At 55.1% G+C, this 22,411-nt stretch carries 21 protein-coding genes and 1 pseudogene; 8 read left to right on the top strand and 14 right to left on the bottom strand.

Annotation, left to right across the window (positions count from 1 at the left end):
* Window positions 1-195: 195 nt before the first annotated feature.
* The 4 genes from KP705_RS12135 to KP705_RS21415 all read left to right on the top strand — a co-directional run bounded on the left by KP705_RS12135 (window position 196) and on the right by KP705_RS21415 (window position 1,546).
* Window positions 196-684 carry an O-methyltransferase gene (locus tag KP705_RS12135; RefSeq protein ID WP_235271810.1) on the top strand — a complete coding sequence of 163 codons (489 nt, stop codon included), beginning with the start codon at window positions 196-198 and terminating at the stop codon, window positions 682-684.
* A gap of 60 nt (window positions 685-744) precedes the next feature.
* Window positions 745-1,056 (top strand): transposase, encoded by a 312-nt coding sequence (locus KP705_RS12140; RefSeq protein ID WP_152659247.1) that lies wholly within the window; start codon window positions 745-747, stop codon window positions 1,054-1,056.
* Window positions 1,057-1,203: 147 nt separating this feature from the next.
* A complete protein-coding gene (locus tag KP705_RS20110; RefSeq protein ID WP_235271809.1) occupies window positions 1,204-1,299 on the top strand; it encodes an IS3 family transposase in 96 nt (31 codons plus the stop codon).
* 34 nt (window positions 1,300-1,333) lie between these two features.
* Window positions 1,334-1,546, top strand: a complete 213-nt coding sequence (locus KP705_RS21415; protein WP_080951504.1) for an IS3 family transposase — start codon at window positions 1,334-1,336, stop codon at window positions 1,544-1,546.
* Window positions 1,547-1,598: 52 nt separating this feature from the next.
* Here the strand turns inward: KP705_RS21415 and KP705_RS12155 are convergent, their stop codons facing one another.
* Complete coding sequence (locus KP705_RS12155; protein WP_046901615.1) at window positions 1,599-2,909, bottom strand: D-serine ammonia-lyase; 1,311 nt, start codon at window positions 2,907-2,909, stop codon at window positions 1,599-1,601.
* 98 nt (window positions 2,910-3,007) lie between these two features.
* Here KP705_RS12155 and KP705_RS12160 point away from each other — a divergent pair, with 98 nt between their 5' ends.
* The gene (locus KP705_RS12160; protein WP_046901614.1) at window positions 3,008-3,973 is read left to right on the top strand and encodes a LysR substrate-binding domain-containing protein; all 966 of its coding nucleotides are present in this window, start codon (window positions 3,008-3,010) and stop codon (window positions 3,971-3,973) included.
* A gap of 304 nt (window positions 3,974-4,277) precedes the next feature.
* Window positions 4,278-4,487 (top strand): annotated as a pseudogene (locus KP705_RS12165) (transposase); the annotation flags it as partial.
* A 357-nt stretch (window positions 4,488-4,844) separates the two neighbouring features.
* Here the strand turns inward: KP705_RS12165 and KP705_RS12170 are convergent.
* From KP705_RS12170 to KP705_RS12220, 12 genes are all read right to left on the bottom strand, one after another.
* Entirely contained in the window at window positions 4,845-5,738 is an 894-nt protein-coding gene (locus KP705_RS12170) for a TauD/TfdA family dioxygenase (RefSeq protein ID WP_046901613.1), read from the bottom strand.
* Window positions 5,735-7,030 (bottom strand): MFS transporter, encoded by a 1,296-nt coding sequence (locus tag KP705_RS12175; protein ID WP_215764509.1) that lies wholly within the window; start codon window positions 7,028-7,030, stop codon window positions 5,735-5,737. The genes KP705_RS12170 and KP705_RS12175 overlap by 4 nt, the downstream gene beginning before the upstream one ends.
* 1 nt (window position 7,031) lies before the next feature.
* Entirely contained in the window at window positions 7,032-9,482 is a 2,451-nt protein-coding gene (locus KP705_RS12180; protein ID WP_046901612.1) for a TonB-dependent receptor, read from the bottom strand.
* Between the two features lie 52 nt (window positions 9,483-9,534).
* Window positions 9,535-10,902, bottom strand: a complete 1,368-nt coding sequence (locus tag KP705_RS12185; protein ID WP_046901611.1) for an LLM class flavin-dependent oxidoreductase — start codon at window positions 10,900-10,902, stop codon at window positions 9,535-9,537.
* The gene (locus KP705_RS12190) at window positions 10,902-12,131 is read right to left on the bottom strand and encodes an acyl-CoA dehydrogenase family protein (protein WP_046901610.1); all 1,230 of its coding nucleotides are present in this window, start codon (window positions 12,129-12,131) and stop codon (window positions 10,902-10,904) included. The genes KP705_RS12185 and KP705_RS12190 overlap by 1 nt, the downstream gene beginning before the upstream one ends.
* Before the next feature lie 361 nt (window positions 12,132-12,492).
* Window positions 12,493-12,711: a cryptochrome/photolyase family protein gene (locus tag KP705_RS20115; protein ID WP_252348355.1), complete on the bottom strand. Its 219-nt coding sequence runs from the start codon at window positions 12,709-12,711 to the stop codon at window positions 12,493-12,495.
* Window positions 12,712-12,740: 29 nt separating this feature from the next.
* The gene (locus tag KP705_RS20120; RefSeq protein ID WP_252348356.1) at window positions 12,741-13,112 is read right to left on the bottom strand and encodes a cryptochrome/photolyase family protein; all 372 of its coding nucleotides are present in this window, start codon (window positions 13,110-13,112) and stop codon (window positions 12,741-12,743) included.
* Window positions 13,109-13,600 (bottom strand): hypothetical protein, encoded by a 492-nt coding sequence (locus KP705_RS12200; RefSeq protein ID WP_064275370.1) that lies wholly within the window; start codon window positions 13,598-13,600, stop codon window positions 13,109-13,111. The genes KP705_RS20120 and KP705_RS12200 overlap by 4 nt, the downstream gene beginning before the upstream one ends.
* Complete coding sequence (locus KP705_RS12205) at window positions 13,597-14,064, bottom strand: hypothetical protein (RefSeq protein WP_252348357.1); 468 nt, start codon at window positions 14,062-14,064, stop codon at window positions 13,597-13,599. Before KP705_RS12205 ends, KP705_RS12200 begins: the two co-directional genes overlap by 4 nt.
* A 168-nt stretch (window positions 14,065-14,232) precedes the next feature.
* Window positions 14,233-15,669, bottom strand: a complete 1,437-nt coding sequence (locus tag KP705_RS12210) for a sugar porter family MFS transporter (RefSeq protein WP_215764510.1) — start codon at window positions 15,667-15,669, stop codon at window positions 14,233-14,235.
* 260 nt (window positions 15,670-15,929) lie between these two features.
* Complete coding sequence (locus KP705_RS12215; RefSeq protein ID WP_215764511.1) at window positions 15,930-17,528, bottom strand: cisplatin damage response ATP-dependent DNA ligase; 1,599 nt, start codon at window positions 17,526-17,528, stop codon at window positions 15,930-15,932.
* A complete protein-coding gene (locus tag KP705_RS12220) occupies window positions 17,525-18,547 on the bottom strand; it encodes a ligase-associated DNA damage response exonuclease (protein ID WP_046901606.1) in 1,023 nt (340 codons plus the stop codon). Before KP705_RS12220 ends, KP705_RS12215 begins: the two co-directional genes overlap by 4 nt.
* 70 nt (window positions 18,548-18,617) lie before the next feature.
* Here KP705_RS12220 and KP705_RS12225 point away from each other — a divergent pair, with 70 nt between their 5' ends.
* Window positions 18,618-21,035, top strand: coding sequence for a ligase-associated DNA damage response DEXH box helicase (locus KP705_RS12225; RefSeq protein ID WP_215764512.1), 2,418 nt, complete (start codon window positions 18,618-18,620; stop codon window positions 21,033-21,035).
* A complete protein-coding gene (gene pdeM / locus KP705_RS12230) occupies window positions 21,032-21,697 on the top strand; it encodes a ligase-associated DNA damage response endonuclease PdeM (RefSeq protein WP_215764513.1) in 666 nt (221 codons plus the stop codon). Before KP705_RS12225 ends, pdeM begins: the two co-directional genes overlap by 4 nt.
* Here the strand turns inward: pdeM and KP705_RS12235 are convergent.
* Window positions 21,694-22,411: IS630 family transposase (locus KP705_RS12235; RefSeq protein WP_215764514.1), on the bottom strand; the 718-nt coding region annotated here is incomplete at its 5' end. The two genes, pdeM and KP705_RS12235, sit on opposite strands and share 4 nt — an antisense overlap.

The following is a 22,411-nucleotide window of genomic DNA, read 5'->3' on the forward strand; positions in this document are numbered from 1 at the left end:
AAATTATATAATTAATTATTCAAATACATTGGCATCTCCTCCGCCACTTCCTAATTTACCATATAAAATCAAATATTTAACCAAAGAGAGTGTCACTTCGCATTAACGCTGCGTCATTGGTCAAGCGTCACCTTGGCGACAAGCGCCGCAAGCGTCTCACGTCGCTCTTGATGCTATGGCTCGGGCCTGCCTTCGTTGATAGAAGGTGGCATTAATACGCTGCTTTACAAGCTGGCACGCACCAACTGGGCGAAAAATATCGTCGAATTCGGAGCGTCCTTCGGTCTCTTCACCATCCATCCCGCCGCCGCGCTGCGCGACAATGGCGGTGGCAGGCTCATTACCACCGAGTTTGAACCCTCCAAGATTACCCGCGCCCGGCATCATCTTGAAGAAGCAGGTCTGGCAGATCTTGTGGAGTTCCGTGAGGGCGACGCCCCGCAGATGCTGGCGTCCGGTCTGCCCGAAAGCATCGATCTCGTACTGCTTGACGGCGCCAAGCCGTTCTACCCCAATATTCTCGATCTTCTGGAGAACAGGCTGCAGGCCGGCGCGCTGATCGTCGCGGATAATGCCGATCACAGCCCTGAGTATCTGGTGCGTGTCCGCTCTCCTGCCGCCGGGTATCTCTCCGTGCCGTTCGCCGGGGACGTCGAACTGTCCCGTAAGGCTTGGCTGAACTAGACGTGTCGCGGTTTAGTTCTGGACCTTTAAGACCGAAGATGGTCATGAAGGAGACGTGGAATGGGACGGGTTTACAAAGCTGAGTTCAGCTACGGGGCGGTGCATCTGGCTCTGAGTAGCGGTCTGTCACGTGAGCGTATTGCCCAAGATCTGGGTATTGGGTCTTCGACGTTGAAGAAATGGATCCGCGATGCACAGAAGCTTGATACTGTAGTCGCTGACACCACAGATAATACGGAGTTAACCCCGCAAGAACCCTCTGCTGCGGGAGAAGAGGAAACTGTTAAAAAAAGGCAACACAATTCTTCGCGGACCAAAGGTCTGAGGTTTGCCTTTATTGCTCGATATCATGGGCCACTTTCGCGCGAATGAATCTGCTGCCTGTTTGGGGTCAGTGATCGGGGTTTGAGAGCCAGGCGACAACGTCCGGTCTGTGCCAGCAGAAGACAGAATGACATCCCGATAGTGCATATCCGCACCATTCACGCTCAGAGCAGGCGAAGCTACAGACATCCCCGCATGACAGAGAAACTCAGGGGTGCCGGTCCGTCTGTCGGGCATCGTCGCGTTGAACGTCTGATGCGCGAGCATGACATTGGTGTTGTCAGGACATAAAGGTTCAAGGTGACAACCAACAGCGCTCACAGTCATGCCATTGAACCCAACCTGCTGGGACAATGCTGTCACGGAGAGCTTTTTCAAGACTTTGAAAGCTGAACTTCTGTGGCAGCACGCATGGATGACGCGCCAGGAGGTCGACCAGGACATCACATGCTACATTAATGATTTCCATAATCCGCAGAGGCTACATTCCGCGCTCCGATGGAAAAGCCCTCTGGATCACGAGCGCAACGCTACTTAACAGGTAACCAATAGTCCGGAACTAAACCGTGACACGTCCATGTCGCAACATACTACGAGAAATGCCTAACTACCTGCTTTTTAGCCATATTCCTGTAATGAACGCGCTGAAGTTCTGGAACAAGAGAACCTCCTGTTGCCCAGATAACATGTGTGGCGTGATCTGGAACGATTTGATGTCTCTTCAGATATTCTCGCCCTCCTTCGGTTTCATTGAGCCACATTGGCCCACGCAGTCCAGCCGCTGCAGATGGCTCCAGTAAAAATCCCAGATATTTTTCTACAAGACCCATATTTTCGTATAATTCGTCATCGGAAACCGTAAATACACCTGCCAACATTTCCTGAATGTGACGCGCGACCAGTAACGATGCCTGTCCGACAGCAAGTCCGTCAGCCTCCGTTTTGTTATCCAGTCCGATTTCCGCAACGGAAAACGACCCCGTTTGACCAGAACACAACTGGAGCAGCATGGAAGGTGACGCGACCGGTTCGGCAAAAAAGCAATGTACGTCTGGGCCAAAAATCGCTTTCAGCCCGACCGTAATGCCGCCGGGTGCACCGCCTACCCCGCACGGTAGATAAACCAGCAACGGCGTCTGGCTATCCACCTTGCGACCGACCGCATGCAATTGCATTTTCAGTTCCAGCGCTGCGGTTGCATAGCCGTAAAACAAAAGGGCGGATGCTTCATCGTCAACAAAGTAGTCGGAATCTTTCATGAGCGAACGCGCCGTCGCAACCGCGACGGAATAGTCCCCCTGATGTTCAACAACAGCCACGCCCCGCGCCAGAAGACGATCTTTCTTCCATTGCTTGGCATCGGAAGACATATGGACTTCGGATCTGAACCCAAGGGCCGCCGACAGGGTCCCAATTGCAAGGCCCAGGTTTCCAGTGCTGCCTACGAGAATCTTATGTGTGGAAAAGAGTTCTCTGGCCGCCTTTCCTGCCAGACAACGCCTGTCGGAGGCTGGATTAATGATGCCATGGTCAAGTGCGAGTTTTTCGGCATAGGTGAGAACCTCGTGAAATCCACCCCGCGCCTTGATCGAGCCTGCGACTGGAAGCAGGTCATCACGCTTGATGAACCACGCGCCCGGTGCAGTTACAGACGAACATGCGGCCAGTTTCCCAGCCTCGGTCAAGGGAGACTCAATTCTACCGTCTGTCGGCCCCAACTCGTTGAAGAGCGCTGCCAGAAGCGGCTCGCAGCGCTTGAAGCGCGCGCCAGCGTCAGCAATTCCAGCTAATACAGACTGCTCAGGATGGATGTCGGGAAACAGCTTCTCATTAAGCCACAGACAACGCTTTTTCGTGCGCAAGCAATCTATAATTTGGCTAAAATCTTCACTGTTCGTCATTTTACGCGGCCTGAATGATACTGTTCTGCTGGGAACGTGTAGCGTGTCGTGGTGCCACGTGGAAACGATATATTCTAATTAATGCATTAGTGGAGCTAATGGATATGTCTTTACCCTCAACATCAGTTCTGGGAGCACTTCGCAGCTTTCATGTCGTCGCAACGAGGCTTTCCTTTACAAAGGCAGCCGCCGATCTATGCGTAACCCAGGGGGCGGTCAGTCAACAGATCAGGCTGCTTGAAAAACATCTCGGACTCAAATTGTTCATACGCTCCCCGCGCACCCTTACGTTAACAGGAAAAGGGGAGGCATTGCACAATGTCATGACACGTGTGTTTTTAGATACCGAGGCTATTCTTGAAGAACTACAGACTCCCGATACTCCTCTTCAGATAAGTTGCTCGCCTTCGTTCGCCCTGCATTGGCTGACGCCCCGTCTTGCAGATTTTAACGCACGGTATCCCCATATCCCGGTCCGGCTTGTTGCAGAGTTTCAGGATCTGGATTCCGATGAACTAGCACGAGGCCGTATTGATCTCGCCATTCGTTACGACCCCAAAAAATATAATGATGTAGCGGCGGAAGTCCTTCTGGATGAATTTATTATTCCCGTATCGACACCATCATTAGCAGAAAAAGCACAATCACTAGAAATAAGGAATATCCACCTTCTGCACGATAACGAACCGTGGACAGGTGCCCCTGAATATTGTGAATGGAATGACTGGATAACAGAAAATACGGACGATTACGAAAACACGATTGGCGGATCGCAGTTTAACTTGTCCAGCCTCGCGCTGGGATCTGCCATGAAAAATCAGGGTATGGCGATGGGTAGAATGGCCTTGGTGTATGACGACATCCTTTCCGGAAGACTTGTTTTTCCATTTGGGAAGCCAATACCTGCCAGAGCACGTTATGTCCTGATCTGCCGTGACGCTGCAGACAAGAGAGTAAATGTTTTCACAAATTGGCTAAGAACTGAATGTGCTCATTTTCGGCGACAGCGAGACAATATGTTGAAATCCATACCACCAGAGGCCCAAGTATTGAAAAACAGATAATTGCCTATCCGGTAGAAATACCATCGCGCGTCGTTGGCTTTCGCTCTGAGCCTTCAGCGTCGCCGAACAGCAACACGGCAACTCGCAGCACTTTGCGTCGAAGCAACCGCATCGATCATCGCTCGCATTGAAATCCTGCGTCGCTCACGCACAGCACCTCGGTTCACTGGGAAAGAGCGCTTAACGGCATCTAATTCAACGGCAGGTAACGAGGATACAATGTAGGGTCTGCTAAGTCTTGAATAGATAGAATGGATTGCATAGCTGTCTGCGATGAGCATGATGCAATACCGCAGGGTGGTCTATCTGGGAGCTTTTGATCAAGGAAGTCCGTCCGAAGGGCAAGACCCCACCGAAGAACCTTCGACGGACGGTTTCCGCGATTTTCTGGCAGCATCAGAACGGTGCGAAATGGCGCGCCCTACCATCTGGGTTTGGACCTTGGTGGATTGTCGCGCAGTTGTTCATCCGATGGGCAAAGCTCGGCGTCTGGCAGCATCTCTTTGAAAATCTGTGAGCAAGGCTTAAGGAATGGCGGGGTGTCGCAACCCGATACGAGAAGACAGCCTCATCCTTCCTCTCCATCATTCTCATCGCTGCCACAACAGACTACATCAAGACCTAACAGGCCCTAGCCGCAAACTATGTCACGGGCTTCAGGATTTTCGCGACTAACATTCTTTGATCCTTGTTCCACTCTGGTAACGGCACAGCATGACTTGGCTTCTCGAAGCTGCGATCAAAGGTGAGGTCGCTATGCGATCATTTACGAGATCCAGAATGCGACATCATCAAGAGCATATCAGCTCTAAACCTTATATCGCGTCTATTGATCCTGAGCCGCAATCTGTCTCTGCATTGTTGTGGAGTATCAGTGATCCAGATCCTGGCCATTATCGGGACCTTTGAGCAGACGGCTCTTTTCTCCCGTGATGCTGAAAGGGGTATCTCCACGCACGGTGATACGACGCAGGAGCCGGGAATGAGTATCGAAATCGGCTGTGGCGTAGTGTTGGGTGGCGCGGTTGTCCCAGATGGCAACGTCACCCGGCTTCCAGTTCCAGCGGACGGTGTTGTCGATCTGCGTGATGTAAGACTGGAAGATCTCCAGCAGCCGGTTGGCATGCTGCGTGGGGATGCCGCGAATCTCCTTGAAGAAATGGCCCAGGATAAGGGTCCGCTCGCCGGTCTCAGGGTGAACGCGCACAACCGGATGCTCTGTCTCGTAAAGGCGTGAAATGAAACGAGCACGGAAGTCCGCAATTTCCTCGTGGCGCGTGTCGTATTTGTAGAAATTGGTGTCGTAGTCGTTGCCATGAACGGCCCAAAGTGTGTCGGCAAGCTGCTGCAAAGGCGCAGGGAGGTCGTCATAGGCAGTGGCTGTGTTGGCCCAGAGTGTGCTGCCGCCATAAGGCGGGATCGTGATAGCGCGCAGGATCGAGGCCTTGGGGTAAGCCGGCACGAAAGTGACGTCTGTGTGCCAGGAATCCGTGGAACGCCCGTTGCGGGAGTTCAGTTCGAACGTATAGGGCGTCCCTGCGGCTGCGGGGATTGTCGGGTGAAGGATTGGGTCTCCGAAGACACGACTGAACGTTTCATGCTGGGCATCATCAAGAAACTGGTCACGCAGAAAGATCACTTTATGGCGCAGCAGAGCATCATGGATGAATGCTTTGTGTTCTTCAGGCAGAAGTTCGCGGGCGTTAATCCCATGGACGATGGCGCCGATACGGGATGTGACCTTTTCGATCGTAAGCTGTGTCATGAGGGAACTCCTTCAGATTGGGGGAATGTCTGACTACTGGTGCGGTCAGGTCGTGTGAGAGACGGAGGCGTAATGAAAAAGGTCAGGATTGCGCTTGCGAGGAACAGTGCGGCGTAGATGAAGATAATTCCCTGCGTGCCGACAGCGCCTTCAAAAAGGTAAACAATGAAAGGCCCGATCCAGACGCTACTCCCTGCACCAAGGTTCAGCAGGGACATGGCGATACCTTTGTGATCCGGCAGAAGAGACGGTGTCAGAGCCGAAAGCGGCACATATCCGGCAAGCGTCATGCCAAAAACTGCGGCCGAACCATAAACCGCGAGCAGGCTACTGTGGGCGTACAGCAGCGGGATCCAATACAGACCAACGCAACTTACGGCACTCCCGATACCGCCAAACCAGATGATGGTCTGCCGCCATGAAATATAGTCGCTGGCAAAACCGATCAGCAGGTTAAAGACGATGTTGCTGGCGAAGATGATTTCGAGAAAGCGGATCCATACATCCTGCGACAAACCCAGACGACCCGTAAAAAAGAACGGCATGAAAACGATCAGGCCATGCGTAGCGCTGGAATTAACCGCCCGCACGATGCACGCCAGACCAACGCCCGGATTGTGGCGGATCTGACGAACCGTTTCTCGCAGGGTAGGGCCGATGTCTTTCAGACTGCCTTTCTCTGCACGTGGCGTAGTGGGCAGCGGCAGGACGGCAAGGAGGCCACCTGCTCCCACGCCGAGAAGGGCGATCCAGAGTGTAATGTACTGGCCGTAAACGGGGAGCAGGAGTTGCGCCACGATAGAACCGACCGTGGGCAAACCGCAGGTAAAGCAGAACCAGAACAGACCAACAGCACGACCCAACCGGTCCTGACGGATCGTGGTGACGAGCAGGGTCAGCAGCCCGTAGGAAAACAATGGATATCCTGCTCCCCGCAATCCGTAGGTTAGGAGTAGCAAGGCTGAAGAATGAGCCGGAATGGCAACGCCAAGAAACAGAAGTTGCGGAACAATCCAGAATAACAGACCAGCCGTCATGACGGCACGACTACCAAAAATGTCGCACAGCAAACCCGAGAACCAGGCCGCCAAAGCAGCAAAGAGTCCGTAGGCTGTGAAGAGAAGGGCCACGAAGTGCTCCGTCTGCCCCGTCTGGACCAGAAACGGCGACAGATAGCCGACCTCGACGCCATCCCCGATCATGAAGACCAGAAGGCCAGCATACTGGAGGGTAAAGCTCCGGGGCAGGCGGCTGGCAGGCAGAAGCGGAGCGGCAGGAAACGTCGTCTGCATGTCAGAAATCCGCATGAACAGCGCCGAAATACTGTCGTGGCGCACCGAGGACGACAGACTGGTAATCACCAGCCATTGGGTAGCCGTTCTGCCCCATGGTGGAGATGTATTTTACGTTCGTCAGGTTATAGACATTCAGGTCGACCGAGAGGTGCTGGAGAAAGCCCGTGTGAGACAAGCGGTGCAACTGTTTGCTCAGATCGTAACGTGCGCCGAAATTAGTCAGCCAGTAGGACGGAACCTTCGTGTCGCCAGTGTAGCTAAGATTCCGCTTGCCGACATACTGGGCCTCGATATGCGCCTGGAGATCATGCCAAGTGTAGGACAGGTCAGCGTGATACATGAGACGCGGATAGGCCACGACCTGCTGACCACGGATATTGTAGGTCACCCGCGATCCGTTGACGGTCTGAGTAATGTTGTCGTCATAGACGGCGTGGTTGTAGCTGATGCTGTTGGTCAGGCTCAGCCCCCTAACGGGTGTGAGCGTGACAGCACCATCCACACCGGTCATCGTTACGCCACCGACGTTCTGGATGGTCGTGTAGGGCTGAGTGGTCGGACCGGTGGAGATGCGCTGCAGCCGGTTGGAAAAGATCGTGTGATAGCCGTAGAGCGAACCGCTGACGAGGCGGCCGGTATAACGATAGCCTCCTGCAAAATTCCAGTCCGTCTCGGGGCGCAGCGTGCTTTTGGAAGCCTGATAGGCGGCCTGTGAGGTCGAAAACGGCGACGAACCGCTGTTATAACCCGAGACGGGATAAACCTTCACATTTTCCGCGATATCGAAATAGAGCTGATGGCCAGGAGCGAAGCGCCATTCCCCACTGAAATGCGGCAGGAAAGGCTTACTGGACGTGAGTGAGTCTCCACCAGCGATAGCGGTCGTGCGGGTGTAAGTTTCCCAGTTGGCCAGCGCGCCGACACGGGTCGTGTTCAGGACAGATCGGAAACCAGCATGGAGCGCGATGGTGCTGGTAACGTGATACGTATCCTGGAAATAAGCGACAAACGTGTTGGTATTAAAGACCTGTCGGTAGCCATTCTGGAAAGGGTTCTTAAGGTTGTCGAGCCCGTTGACGGGTGTTGCGGTCCCATCGAGGACGTCCTGCAGCAGGGGCTGCTGGTAGAGCGGCTTACTGATGTCGAAATGGGTATTTTCATACCAAAGACCTGCATTCAGCACGTTATGCGCGATGCGATAGGACAGGGACGTCGTAAAGCCGAAGCGGTTCGTATCGGGCTGGGTAACCTGATCGATCAGAGGCGCTCCGTTAGGAGACGAGATCAAAGGGCTTGCGACTGAACCGCGCTGATAGGAGCGATGCCCATAGACCGTACTCTGCCAGCGCAAGCGATCAGTCAGGGCAAGATCGGCCGATACACCCCCAACATAGGAATGCTGCATCTGGGCGCCCTCGTAATAGGACGCGGTGTACGGGCTCTTGAGGTTGGCATAGGCTGCAGGAACCTGTCCTCCCGGAAGCCCACGCTGGGCCAGCGCGAGACGATATGCCTTTTCATAGCCGCCGGGCTGCCCGATGAAGTTATCGATCGCGTAGCCACCATTGTTGAACATATCCAGGCTATAGTCCTGATAGTTCTGCATCTGCATATCGGTGTAGTCGAAGTAGGCCGTAATGCGGCTGTCCTGCCCGATAGGGTGCAGAACCTTGGCGTTGACCTGCTGCATGAACTGGTCCTGCCCACCACGCCATTTGGTGGTGTCGTTGCGGGCATAGGAGACATAGAAGCGCGTCCCCTGACGGTTCAGATCACCGCTTTCAAGACGCACAAACGTCCGGTAGGTCGCATTACTCCCGAAGGTCTGGTTCACACTGGCCCCACGCTTGTGAGACGGATCGCGTGAGATAAACTGCACCGTACCGCCCAGATTGGACGTACTGGCCACGCTTTCCGAACCGGTGGACGCCGAGACATCCATACGCTCGATGTTTTCGGACGAAATCGCGGAAGTCGGGCTCAGGCCGTTAACATTGCTGAATTGCTGGTCTCCAAGCGGAATCCCATCCAGCGTCATGCCGATCTGGCTTTGATCGAAACCATGCATCAGGAATGAGTTCTGCCAGGTGTTCACGCCCTGCGGATCACCGGAATTGAACAGAACGCCAGGTAGCCGGGTGAGGGCCTTGAGCGGATTGGTCCCGGCGGCATATTCGCGAATGGTAACCGCAGAAACGGGATTGGATACCCAGTTAGCCTGCCGGTGTCCTTCCACTCCAATGCTCTCGGTTGCTTTGGCGCTGATGGCGCGGGATGCAGCCGATTTATGAGCAGGCAGTGCAGGCGTACCGTGACGCGGATTTGTGCCCACCTTAGTGGCCGGAGAAGCCGTATCAGCGAAAGCGTAGGTATTAACCGAGAGGGTCAGCAGGGCAATCAGAGAGACGGAGCCACTGGCGCTACGGCTGGAAAATGAAAATGCGGGCATGGAAATACACTCACAAGATACAGGAAACGGAAATTTTCAGGTCTTGGGAGGGTCAACAGCGCCAGGCCGGATGGTCGGGCGCTGGATGTGCGGACGTATTCTGCGGGAAAAGCCTTTCTCGCAGGGTCTTGCCATCCTTGGGTTTAATACGGCCACGACGCTTCAGTTCCGGCAGAACGAGGCGGATGAAGTCGTTGTAGCTGTCCGGATTAACGAGTTGGATCAGATTGAGGCCGTCGGTCTCGGATTCCTCGAGCCATTGCTCAATCTGATCCGCGACGGTTTCACCTGTACCGACGAAAGTTTTGGCACGGCCAAAGCCTTCTGCCGGGCTTGTGGCTTCTGCAATAGTCCATGAACGACCGCTGATGGCGGGGTCAAACTGTTCAAGCACAGACTGGCTGGCTTCCGTTGGACGATAGGTCAGGACCTCGTCTGTCTGGTTCTTCGAGAAGTCCACACCCGTCATTGAGGAGTAATGAATGAGCGATCCGGTGGCATCGTAGAAGGCTTTGTATTCCGCAAATTTGCGAATAGCGTCTTCTTCAGTCTCCCCGACTACGACTGCTGCGGCGCAAATGAAGCGCAGGCTGTCTGGATCGCGACCTTCGCGAGCAGCGTCCTCACGAATACGCCGGACATTCTTTCGTGTCCCTTCTGCCCCGGCACCAACGACGAAAATAACTTCCGCATGTCGCGCCGCGAATGCGCCACCCCGGGCTGAAGCGCCTGCCTGAAGCAGAACGGGAACCCGTTGCGCGCTGGGCTCGGCCGTATGGCCGTCTGGAACGCGGTAGTACTGGCCTTCATGTCGTATAGGGTGAACTTTTGCCGGATCGGTGTAAATCCACTCACCCGAAGCCGTTTGACCTCGGATGACAGCATCGTCTTCCCAGGATTTCAGCCACAGCTTGTAGACGACGCTCATGAACTCGTCCGCACGGTCGTAGCGTTCGTCATGAGGTATCTGATGGTCGAGCCCAAGATTGCGGGCCGCACTTTCCTGCTGCGACGTCACAATGTTCCAGCCCAGACGGCCCTTTGTCAGATGGTCGAGCGTCGTCAGCTTGCGGGCGAGTAGATAGGGGTGCTCATACGTCGTGGACAGCGTGATGCCAAAACCAAGCGTCGTCGTCGCGGCGGCCATGGCGGACACCAGCAGAAGCGGATCGATCAGTGGGGACTGGATACCGTGCTTCAGGGCAGCGTCTGGACTGCCACCGTAAACATCAATCTGGCCGAGGGCATCCGCGATAAACAGGGCATCGAACCCAGCGTCATCGAGTGTACGTGCAAGCTCAGTCCAGTAGCTGATGTCCTTGTAACGATGTGTCTGGTCAGCGGGATGCCGCCACAGGCCGTAATTCAGGTGCGAGACCGTGGCCATCGTAAAGCCGTTGAGGATGATGTGCTGTCCCATTACGCCACCCCCACGCGCCACTGAGCGGGGGGCAGGGTTCCATTGACAGCGTAGTCCCCAACGACGCGCGTACGATAGACGCGGGGGTTGTGATTACCCAGCGTGCGAACGTTGCGCCAATGGCGATCCAATCCGACGACGCGCAAGGTTGCACCACCGCTTAGCGCGTCGAACAAAGCCGTCGTGGCTTCCAGCACCAGCGGCAAAATCCGATCCTGTACCTGCCAGACTTCGAGTTCAGCACGCGCAACCGTAAGTTCGACTTCGGAAGCAGGACTATCTGCAACGGCCTGAATTGCTCGGGAGGCGCGCTCGACAGCTGCACCGGCGATATAAGCGCCACTGAAGACATGGCCGACAACTTCGAGGATCTGCGGATCTTCCGCGGGGAGGTCTGCATTACCGTGGCTGAAGGTGCGTTTGCGACGGCGCACGGCATCCGCGACGTCCGTTGCAGCAGAGCGCGCAATCCCGGCAACAGTGGCCAAATGATAGAGCTGGAAGAATGCCTGGGAGTACGGGAAGGCCGTGTTGCCGTAACGCAGATCGGCGTCTTCGGTATGGACGTTGCGGAAATGTGCCGTGCCGCTGGCGGTCAGGCGTTGCCCGACACCGTCCCAGTCATCCACAATTTCCAGGCCGGGATCATTGCGGGCAGCCAGTGTTTTGACGGTCTGGCCATCTTCCGTGGTGCCGGTAACAGTCAGCCAGTCGGCATAGAGCGAACCGGTCGTGAAGAACTTGGAACCGTTAATGACCCACTGACCCTCTCTCTGGGACAGGGTCGTGCTGAAGAGATCACGCTTGGACGCCGGGCCTTCAGCCGCTGCGGCCCCTGCGGTCTGTCCGGCTCCAAGCCGGTCGAGCCACTTCGTACGATAAGGGCCATCAGGTTCGAACAGAAGATGCTCAACGAAACCGAAATGGGCTCGGAGCGCCTGTGCAACGTTTGAATCCGCCTTGGCCAGCACAGTGATAAGAGAAAACAGATCCTCAAGACTGGCACCAAGGCCACCATGCGCTACGGGAACGCGGAGCGCCGTGAAACCGCTTTCCTTGAGAAGGCGTATCTGCTCGAAAGGAAGTTCGCGGTTCAGTTCTGCGTGAAGGGCCTGCTTCCGAATTTTCTCGAAAACGGCAGAAAAACGCTCGTGAAGCGGAGTGTTTTCACGCGCATCCTGTCCCCAGAGAAGGGAGAGATTAGGAAGAGGAGCGGATATGTAGGTCATGGTGTCTACCTGTGGCGTGCGGTCCGAACAAAGGGAGTGAGAGCAGGGGGGATCCCGGCATCATCAGAGGACAGGAACTGGCCAACACTACAGACATAAAACTATACCGTTTCGTTGTTATTAAATATCAAATAAACACTGTAGTGATTCTTTTGTTATGTCAAATTCATAGTTATTAAATATTTTAACTATACAAAATAGTTAAAATGATTTGTGGATGATTGAAAATTCTAGTTTGTGAACGGTGTCTTCGTCATACGTAGGTCGCCTGGCGATCAACTCGACGCCTGTTTTCAGACTATAGATTTTGAGGCGTTTCATCGACCCTGAACGCAGTTCCGGCATCGTTGATTAACGATCTTCATTTCTTCACGGCGTCCGGTTCAAATCGTTCCGGAGAGGGATAGTTTAGACCTGTCGGGGGCTTTTCGCGATTATCATGGTCGAAGTTCCATTGACCGCCCACCGGCGTGTCATCAGGGTTCATCAGCAGGCCCGTCTTCTGCCGCATATCACGGTAGAAGCATTCCATTCGCAGGGTTTTGCGGCTTTTTGCCCATTGCTTGAAGTCTTCAAGCAATGGGCAAACCGATCATCTTCGAGAAGATCTCAAGGAATGCCGATTTTGTCAGACCAAGTCTTTTGGGCCTGAGAAACACGGTATTCGGCACCTGCAACTGTACGGATCGTTGTGGCTCCATATTTACGCGCAGCACGCGCGACCTCGCCAGTAAAGCTCTGTGTGTTCTTCGGATCGTCGAGTGCGACGTAGTCAACGGACCAGCCATCCGAACGCAACTCCTCTGCGAAGTGACGCATAGCGGAGAAGATGAAAGCGATCTTTTTCTTATGGTGCCGGACGTCAGTCGCTTCGTCCCAGGCCTCCATGAGCAGGACGACCGCTTTGCTGCGATCTACATTTTGCAGGCGGGCAAGAGACGGCGAGAGCTGGTCTCCCAGAACGGGGATCAGCATCGTCATGCTTCGGTCCTGAATACGGTTTGTGCCTTGGAACCGAGAAGCGTGATCAGGGCTGTGGCAACCAGAAGCTGAAGGGGTCTGAGGCGTAGGAAAAACCGCGGGAGCCGATCCTCACAAGCTAAAAATGTATCTCCGGCGAGCGTCAACAGCATTCCCGCAGGAGCAATCCGCCACGCTCTACGGGCAGGGAGAAGCGCAAGGCCGAGCCCTCCAAAATGCATACTGAGGAAAATCAGCGGGTCAGAAAGGCGAGGGCCTTCTGGCGCATAGAAGCTGGCGCCGCGATGGACGCCCGCGAAAAAGCAGAACAGACCCGCCACCCAGATCTGCGCTATTCTTAGAAGGGGTGCCTGAACGGATTTTGGGGCGATACGTATCGCTATCAGAAAAATCCCAAGCATCAGGATGGCTGACCACCCCAAAAGAGCACCTTCCAGCGGTATGCGAGCAGCTTCAGCCTCTTTGCCAGTGTAAATCCTTGGCGTCATGCGTGGGGGCTTTTCGTATTTTTGGTCGAGGGCGATTGCCGAGTTGCACCTAAGGCCATGCCGACGACCATTGAGAAGTAGATTGTCGCCATATCAGACCGTGAAAAAACAAGTTCCCATCCTGGGGTGAAGCGCTTTGGTGTGGCCTTGTAATCTACCAGACAGGACACAGGGCCGAGGAGAGCAGTGATGATCACCGCACGCATGGCAGTTGGTTTTGTGCCTAATGCTTTGTGGTAGAGCCAGCTCCAGAAAAAAACAGCCGCTGCGTTGGTCGTTATTCCCACCAGAGAATGGCGAATATCCAGATGTTCAACCTTCGCCGCTTGCTCGCCATGTAACCAGTGCGCCGTGCAATTGATCCCCGGTCCATAAGAACCTGCTCTGATCCGGCTCAGAACCAGTACAGCACCAGAAGAGGCGACTGCGCCTCCGAGAACTATGTTCAAGATGCGCCTGCTCATCGTTTAGCCGTCTCCCAGTAGAGCCTGGGATAATGCCAAACCTCCCAGTATCTCGCTAACGCCACACACTGAGGAGGGTTGTGCGGGGCAGGTGAATAAGCCCACCTGGTCCGTGCTAACCGTTTGGAAAATGTTCGCGCAATTTAGATATCGCTCTATTCTCCAGTACTACTCGGCAAAAACTGCGGGATCGCTCGATTTCTCCTGATCCACCGCTGCTGTAGAAAGATGATCCTGAAGATGTGCTTCAAGCTTCTCTAGTGACAGACCTTTTGTTTCGGGAAGGAAACGCGCCACGAAGCAGAAGGATAATACGTTGATCGTGGCGAAGACGAAAAACGTGCCGGGTCCGATCGCGTGTAGGATAATAGGAAAGAGAAAGGCAACTGTAGCGTTAAAGATCCACTGACATGAGACCGAGAGGCCCGTCAGGACACCCCGAGCCCGCATAGGGAAAAGTTCGGACATGAGCAGCCAATATAACGGAGAGACCATCATCTGAATGAACAGCAGGGCCAGAAGAATAAAGCCGAGCGCCGCATAGCTTTCAATCGCCGATCCTTTAAGGAACAGTAAGGTCGCTCCAAGCCCCAGATGAGCCAGCACCACGCCACACAGACCGCCTAGCAGCGTGACCCGTCTCGGAAACCGTCCGATCATCCAGATTCCGGCAAATGTCGCTCCGACTGCGACAAGACCATCCCCGATTGTTGCGACCAGAGCCGCTTCGGTTCCAAGCCCCGTCTGACGCAGGATGATCGGTGTGAAGTACATGAACGCGTTCACCCCCGTGAACTGAGCCGCAAACCCGAGGCCGACGCCTAGCATCAGCAGGCGCCGGATCCAGACTTCCCGGAATGCCTGGCGCCAGCCAATCTGTTCGGCGTCATCGTCAACGGCCGTATAGATCGCCCGCATCTCGTGCTGAACCTGACGATTGGTGGAGCGGATGAGCTCCAGCACACGCCGTGCCTCATCTGCGCGCCCCTGACTTGCCAGCCAGCGAGGAGAACGCGGCACAAAAAACAATCCCACGCCCAGAAGCACGGCAGGCACCGCGGCAATCATCAGCATGGTGCGCCAGATCGACGGAGAGTCAGAAAAATGCGCCAGCCCTGCATTCAGCGTGTAGGCGACGAGCTGTCCCGTCACAATCATCATCTCATTCTGGCTGACAAGTCGCCCCCGACGCCCTGAAGGTGCCATTTCCGAAATGAACATGGGGACGAGCGCAGAGGCTCCTCCGACTGCGAAACCGAGGACAGCCCGCATGGCAATCATTACCGCAACAGAGGGCGCCTGCGCTGTACCGATGGCCCCAACGACGAATACCGCTGAGAGAGCCATCAGACTGTCTCGTCGTCCGAACCGATCCGCCAGCATGCCACAGATCAGCGAGCCAAAAGCCGCTCCCAAGACTAGCGCGGACGTCACTAATCCTTCCGTCAGGGGCGTAAGACCCAGGCCGCCCTTCGCGATCGGAAGCTGCATGAATGGCAGGGCTCCGGCAATGACACCCGTGTCATACCCAAAGGCCAGTGCCCCCATCGTGACAACTACCACGATCTTCGTGATCAGCCTGTCTGCCTCACTGCGTTTCTTCATCCCTCTTGCGGCAGTCTTTCGACTGCTTTCCCTAAAAACAATGCACCCAAATGCGCACCGGGTTTAATAACCTGAGCGTTAAACATCCGAGTTCCGCTATAGGTTCCGTTGCTGCGAAGGATAGTTTTTGGCATCTTGATAAAATAGTGGAATATCACGGGTTCAGAAGAGAAAAAGAGTAGCAAAAAACCGATGTCTTATCGGTATAGAAATCGGTTTATCAAATAATTCAAAATTTTTAAAAAACCTGATGCTGATCTCTACAGGAAAGTCTGGATGAAGTTTTCCAGGTTATCGGCTTCCTCAGCTGGCTTATCTCGGCGAATACGTGCAACACGCGGGAAACGAAGCGCTACGCCGCTCTTATGACGTTTGGAATACTGAGCGGCATCGAAAGCAATCTCGAGAACGAGACCATGCGCCACCTCCCGAACCGGGCCAAACCGCTTGGTCGTGTGATCGCGGATCCACTTGTCCAGAAATTTCAGTTCTTCGTCCGTAAAGCCTGAATAAGCTTTGCCAATCGGAACAAGTTCACGTTCTCCGTCCACGATGCGCCATAAGCCGAACGTATAGTCGGAATAGAAGCTGCTGCGTTTGCCATGCCCGCGTTGTGCATACATGACAACGGCATCGACCGTGAGTGGCTCACGTTTCCATTTCCACCATGGGCCCCGTGGACGACCCGGAACATATGGACTGTCAGCCTTTTTCAGCATCAATCCTTCAATGCCCTCACTCCGTGCATTCTCGCGAAGCTTGGCCAGGTCGTCGAAGTTCTGGAACGCAATGAGCTCTGACAGGGCCATTCTTGGTGGCTTCAGCCGCGCGAACCAGCTTTCCAGCCGCTGCCTTCTGATGTCGAAGGGCAGGGAGCGCAGGTCTTCTCCATCTTCAAACAGGATATCATACAGCCGGATACCTGCTGGCATGTCCCGGAGCATGGAGGCCGTCGGCGATTTACGGTTCAGCCGCTGCTGAAGATCGGCAAACGAGGCGACAACACCCTCCTGAACGACTAGAAGTTCACCATCCAGGACCACCCTGCTGCCCAGATCCTGCATCGTGGCCAGCACGTCCGGGAAGGCCTTTCCAATATCTTCTGCCGTACGGGTGTAGACACGCTCTCCTTGAGGCGTGGAAACAAGCTGAACCCGGATACCGTCCCATTTCCATTCAGCGCGCCATTCGGCCGGATCAAATGCTGTCAGGTCAACGTTTTCCAAGGGCTGGGCCAGCATAGGCGGCCGGAAAACCGGAGCGTCCTTTGCATCGGGTTTCGGCCCTTTTCCTTCTACCCATGCGAAGAGGGCTCCGTAAGGCGCTTCAAGCCCGTGCCACACTTCCTCAATGTCATCCGGAGGCACAGACGCTAACTCTGCAAGAGCCGTTTTCGCCAGCCGGGCTGACGCGCCAACGCGCAGCGAGCCAGTAATGAGCTTGAGGAGGGCGTACCGGGAGGAGGCATCGCATACGTCCAGCCATCCCCTTACAACATCCGGGACATCTGCCTTTGGAAGACGCTCCAGCGTGTGAACAACTTCTGCCAGACTGGGTGCCCCTGACGTGTTATGATGATCACCGTTTTCCGGCCGCCAGATCAGTGCGACTGTTTCCGCAAGATCTCCGACGTAATCATAGGACCAGGTAAAGAGTTCTGGATCGATGCGCTCCATGGCCAAAGCCCGGAGCATGGCAGGTTTAGCCGCCGCGAAGGACAGGCTTCCTGCCATCGCAGCCAGCGCGTATCCCCGGTCAGGATCGGGCGCCATCGAAAAATACTCTTTGAGAAGTGCAAGCTTCATATTTCGTGAAGGGGTGAAGGTCAGGCGTTCCAGCAGCGTCGCAAATTCGATCATGCCGACACTGCCTGTTCCGCCTGTTCATCTTCTTCCTCGTAGCCCACGAGCCGAAGCGCGCTGCCGCGGATCTGCATCTTGCCCAACGCATAAATCAGGGCATCCTCGCGCCCATGCGTGACCCAGATTTCCTTTGCCCCGGTTGCCTGACATGTCTCCAGCAGAGCATCCCAGTCGGCATGGTCGCTGATCACGACAGGGAGTTCGACCCCACGCGCTTTCGCTCTCTGGCGAACATGCATCCAGCCTGATGCCAGACAGACAACAGGGTCTGGAAGCCGACGTGCCCAACGGTCTGCAATGGCCGATGGAGGCGCGAGGACAATGCCCCCGCGCATCTCACCTTTCTTTGCAGCCGTTGCAGAACGCAGGTCCCCTAATGAGATACCAAAACTTTCGTAGAGGTTGCACATTGGCAGAAGAGCGCCATGGAGCCAGAGAGGGTCATGGTAGCCACCCTCCCGAAGCAGAGCGATCAGACGCTGGCATTTACCAAGGGCGTAACAGCCAACAACATGCGTGCGCTCTGGAAACAGGCGTACGTCATGCAGCAGTTTAGCAATCTCATGAGCTGGATCGGGTAAGCGAAAGACTGGCAGCCCAAACGTGGCTTCAGTTACGAAAAGATCACAGGGCACAACCTCAAACGGAACGCATGTGGGATCTGGGGCACGTTTGTAATCGCCACTGACGACGGCGCGTTGCCCACGATACTCCATGACAACCTGTGCGCTTCCCAGAACGTGCCCGGCAGGCGCCAGCCAGAGCTGCACGTCCCCGATGGAAATGACTTCTCCATAAGCAAGTGCCTGCTGAGCTTGACCGGCGCGGCCTTCACCCATTCTCAGGCGCATGATCGCCAGAGTTTCGGGCGTCCCCGTAACGTGCTCGTGGCCAGGTCGGGCATGATCGGAGTGACCATGGGTAATAACGGCGTGGGCCACTGGCTGGAGGGGGTCGATATAGAATGCGCCAGGTACACAGAAGAGCCCTTCCGGTTTCAACTCAAGCCAGTCCACCCAGTCTTCTCCGCCAGTCGTGCAAGAACGGGGAAAGAACCCGCGAAACGCGTGTGCGTTCCTTGAACTAATGAGCAAACATCTTCCCGAACCTTTTCAGGCATGGTTTTCCCAACAGGGCTGGTCTCCCCGGTCTCATCAGCTCGCTATGCTTCAGGCCGCAAAGGATGGGGTGTCTGCGCTTCTCATCGCGCCGACGGGCGGCGGGAAGACATTGTCAGGCTTTTTGCCCAGCCTCATCGAATTGGCAGAGGGTTCATATGCGGGATTGCACACCCTCTATGTCAGTCCTCTGAAGGCTCTTTCGACCAATATTGCAGAAAGTCTGTCTCGCCCCATCGTGGACATGGATCTTCCAGTTCGGGTCGAAGTGCGCAGTGGAGATACGTCCGGAGCACGCCGGAAGCGGCAACAGAAGAACCCGCCGCATATCCTCCTGACAACGCCGGAAAGTCTGGCGTTACTACTGTCATACCCGGACGCTGCAGCATATTTTTTCACGCTTAGAGTTCTGATCATCGACGAGGTCCATGCGCTTGCTGGCACGAAAAGGGGCGACCAGTTCGCTCTCTGCGCCAGCCGTCTGAAGATGTTTTCGCCCTCGCTCCGGATTAATGGCTTATCCGCAACCGTAGCGCACCCTTCCGCCATGGCGGCCTGGGTTTCCCCGACGGGCAAAGCCTCTGGCGTCCGTCTTGTCAAAGCGGAAGACGGGGTGCGGCCGGACGTTCATGTGCTTTTGCCTGACGAGCGGGGATATCTTCCCTGGGCCGGCCGTACCGGGCTCGGAAGCGCTACTGCCATCCTGACGGAAATTGCCCGTGCACGCCTGACCATCGTGTTCGTCAACAGCCGGGCGCAGGCAGAACTGCTGTTCCAGGCTCTGTGGAAAGACAATGCGGACAATCTGCCCATCGGGCTTCATCATGGCAGTCTGGACGTAATGCGTCGGGCAAAAGTAGAAGACGCTATGGCTCAAGGCGCTCTGCGGGCAGTCGTGGCCACCTCTTCGCTGGATCTCGGGCTGGATTGGGGCGCAGTGGATCAGATCATTCAGGTGGGGGCACCAAAGCAGATCTCCCGCCTGACACAGCGGATCGGCCGGGCCAATCACCGGATGGACGAGCCATCGCGTGCGCTTCTTGCTCCGGCCAACCGGTTTGAAGTGTTAGAATGTGAAGCAGCCAGAGAGGCTGTTCTACAGCATGAACTCGACGGTGATCCGCCGCGCGCCGGGGCCCTCGATGTTCTCGCCCAGCATGTGCTGGTCACAGCCTGTGCAGGACCGTTTTTCCCAGACGTTCTGTATGAAGAAATTCGTCAGACTGCGCCCTATAGCCAGATCTCACGTACAGATTTCGATGAGGTTGTTCGATTTGTAGAAGACGGCGGCTATGCCTTGCAGGCCTATGAACGTCATCAGCGTCTTTTCAGAGACTCACTGGGGCAACTGTGGGTTAGAAATGAGCAGGTCATCCGGCAGTTTCGAATGAATATCGGCACCATCGTCGATACTCCGATGTTACGCGTCAAATCCCGACGGGGAAAAGCCTATGGAGAGATCGACGAGTATTTCGCTTCAACGCTCGTTCCGGGCGATACCTTCCTGCTGGGCGGGGAGCTGCTGGAGTTTCTGGGACTGCACGATACGACCGTTCAGGCAGCCCGTGGCCGAGGGAAGGACCCGCGAGTGCCCGTTTATGGGGGCAATCAGCTTTCCATTTCCCCCGGTCTGGCCAGACATGTTCGTGAGATGCTGCATACTCCAGCGTCCTGGGGCGTGCTTCCAAAATCGGTGCAGGACTGGCTCGCCCTTCAAGCCAAACGCTCACGTCTGCCCGGACCGGAAAACTTTCTGATCGAGACCTTTCCTCACCGAGGGTGGCATTACGTTGTGGCGTATCCTTTCGAGGGGCGAAATGCGCATCAGACACTGGGTCTTCTCTTAACGAAAAAGCTGGAGGAGAACGGCAAAGGTCCTTTGGGCTTTGTGGCCAACGATTATATGGTCGCGTGCTGGTGCGTTCACCCAACGGGCTCTATGACGGACCTGTTCACCCGAGATCTGCTTGGAGGCAATCTGACGGACTGGCTGGCAGAGAGCGCCATGCTCCGCCGCACCTTCCGGGACGTTGCAATTATCGCCGGGCTGATAGAACGCAATTATCCGGGGCGCGAGAAAAATCGACGTCAAATGACAGTCAGCAGCGACCTCCTTTATGACGTACTTCGAAAATACGACCCTGACCATATTCTCCTGCGTGCAACCCGAATTCAGGCAGAGGAGGGTCTTACGGACCTAAGGCGCCTGTCACAGATGCTGGATCGTCTTCACGGGCATATCGAGCATGTCAGTCTCTCCCATGTCTCGCCGCTCGCAGTCCCCGTGCTTCTTGAGCAGGGACGCGAAAAGATCCGGGGCGGAGAAGGAGAAGACTATCTTCTGGCTGAGGCTGACAAGCTCTATGAACTGGCAGGAACACTTTGAACTTTCGGGACATTTCTCTGGCAGGTGAACAGATATACCTTCTGCCCGGAGGTGCTGTTTTCCTACCCGCAACGCAGACGCTCGTAGTGGCGGACCTCCATCTCGGAAAAGGAACGTATGCCCGTTCGCGCGGATTACTGCTTCCGCCAGGAGATACGATTTCAACGCTTCAAAAGGTCTTACAACTTGTAGAGGCTTATTCCCCGCAGGTTCTAGTCGCGCTTGGAGACAGCTTTCATGATTGTCAGGTTGGTGAGCGTCTTCTTGATGAGGAACGAGCACTCATTGAGATTATAACCCGAAAAGCAGATACTTTATGGATCACAGGTAATCACGATGCGATCCCGATTCCTGGGATCGGAGGCGAGTGGCTTGAAGATTATCGGTTGGGCAATCTGATTTTAAGGCATATCCCATCTGTGACAATTCCTTCGGGACAGGCCGAACTGGCAGGTCACCTGCATCCCAAGATCAAAATACGGATCAGAGGACACGTCATGAGCCGTGCGTGCTTTATAAAGGGAGAAGATCGACTTATTCTGCCAGCTCTCGGAGCATATACCGGCGGACTGGATGTTTCCCATCAGGCTTACGAAGGACTATTTCCTCAAGGACATGCTGCTTATGTCTGGGGCAATGATCAAATCAATCGCGTTGCCTAGTGTCCTGTTCTGCAAACAGCTTTACATAAACGTTCAACCTTTTCGAGGATGGCTTCGCTTGTAGCGGTCCAGACAAATGGCTTTGCTCTGGCGTTGTAGGTCTGGACGAAGGCACTGACGCAAGAAGCTCGGCGTATCTGACGTTCGGTAAGGAGCGCGAACCAGCATTCGATCTGGTTAAGCCAGGATGCAAAGGTCGGCGTATAATGGACATGAAAGCGTGGTCCCGCAGCTAGCCAGGCTCGGACTTTGGGATGTTTGTGGGCGGCATAGTTGTCAACCACCAGATGAACGTCGAGATCAGACGGAACGTTCGCCTCGATGTGCTTGAGAAAACCGAGAAATTCCTGGTGCCGGTGACGAGAGCGGCACCGGGTGAGAACCTGGCCATTCGCGATATCGAGGGCGGCAAACAGGGGCGTAACATAATCGTGCGTGACGCCTTCAAGATGGCCAAGGCCAAGCGGTAGCACAGGCTGCGTACGCTCCAATGTCTGGATCTGCGTTTTCTCATCGACACAAAGAACAACTGCGTGATCTGGCGGATTGAGATCAAGGCCGACGGTATCCTTCACCTTGTCGACAAATAGAGGATCGGTCGAGAGCTTGAAGCTTTTCGAGCGATGCTGTTGAACACCGAACAGCGCCAGCATGCGCCCCACTGTGCTTTTTGACAGACCGGTGACTGATGCTGCCGAGCGAACCGTCCAATGA

The sequence above is a fragment of the Gluconobacter sp. P1D12_c genome, assembly GCF_018812105.1.
GTDB classification, from domain to species: Bacteria; Pseudomonadota; Alphaproteobacteria; order Acetobacterales; family Acetobacteraceae; genus Gluconobacter; species Gluconobacter oxydans_A.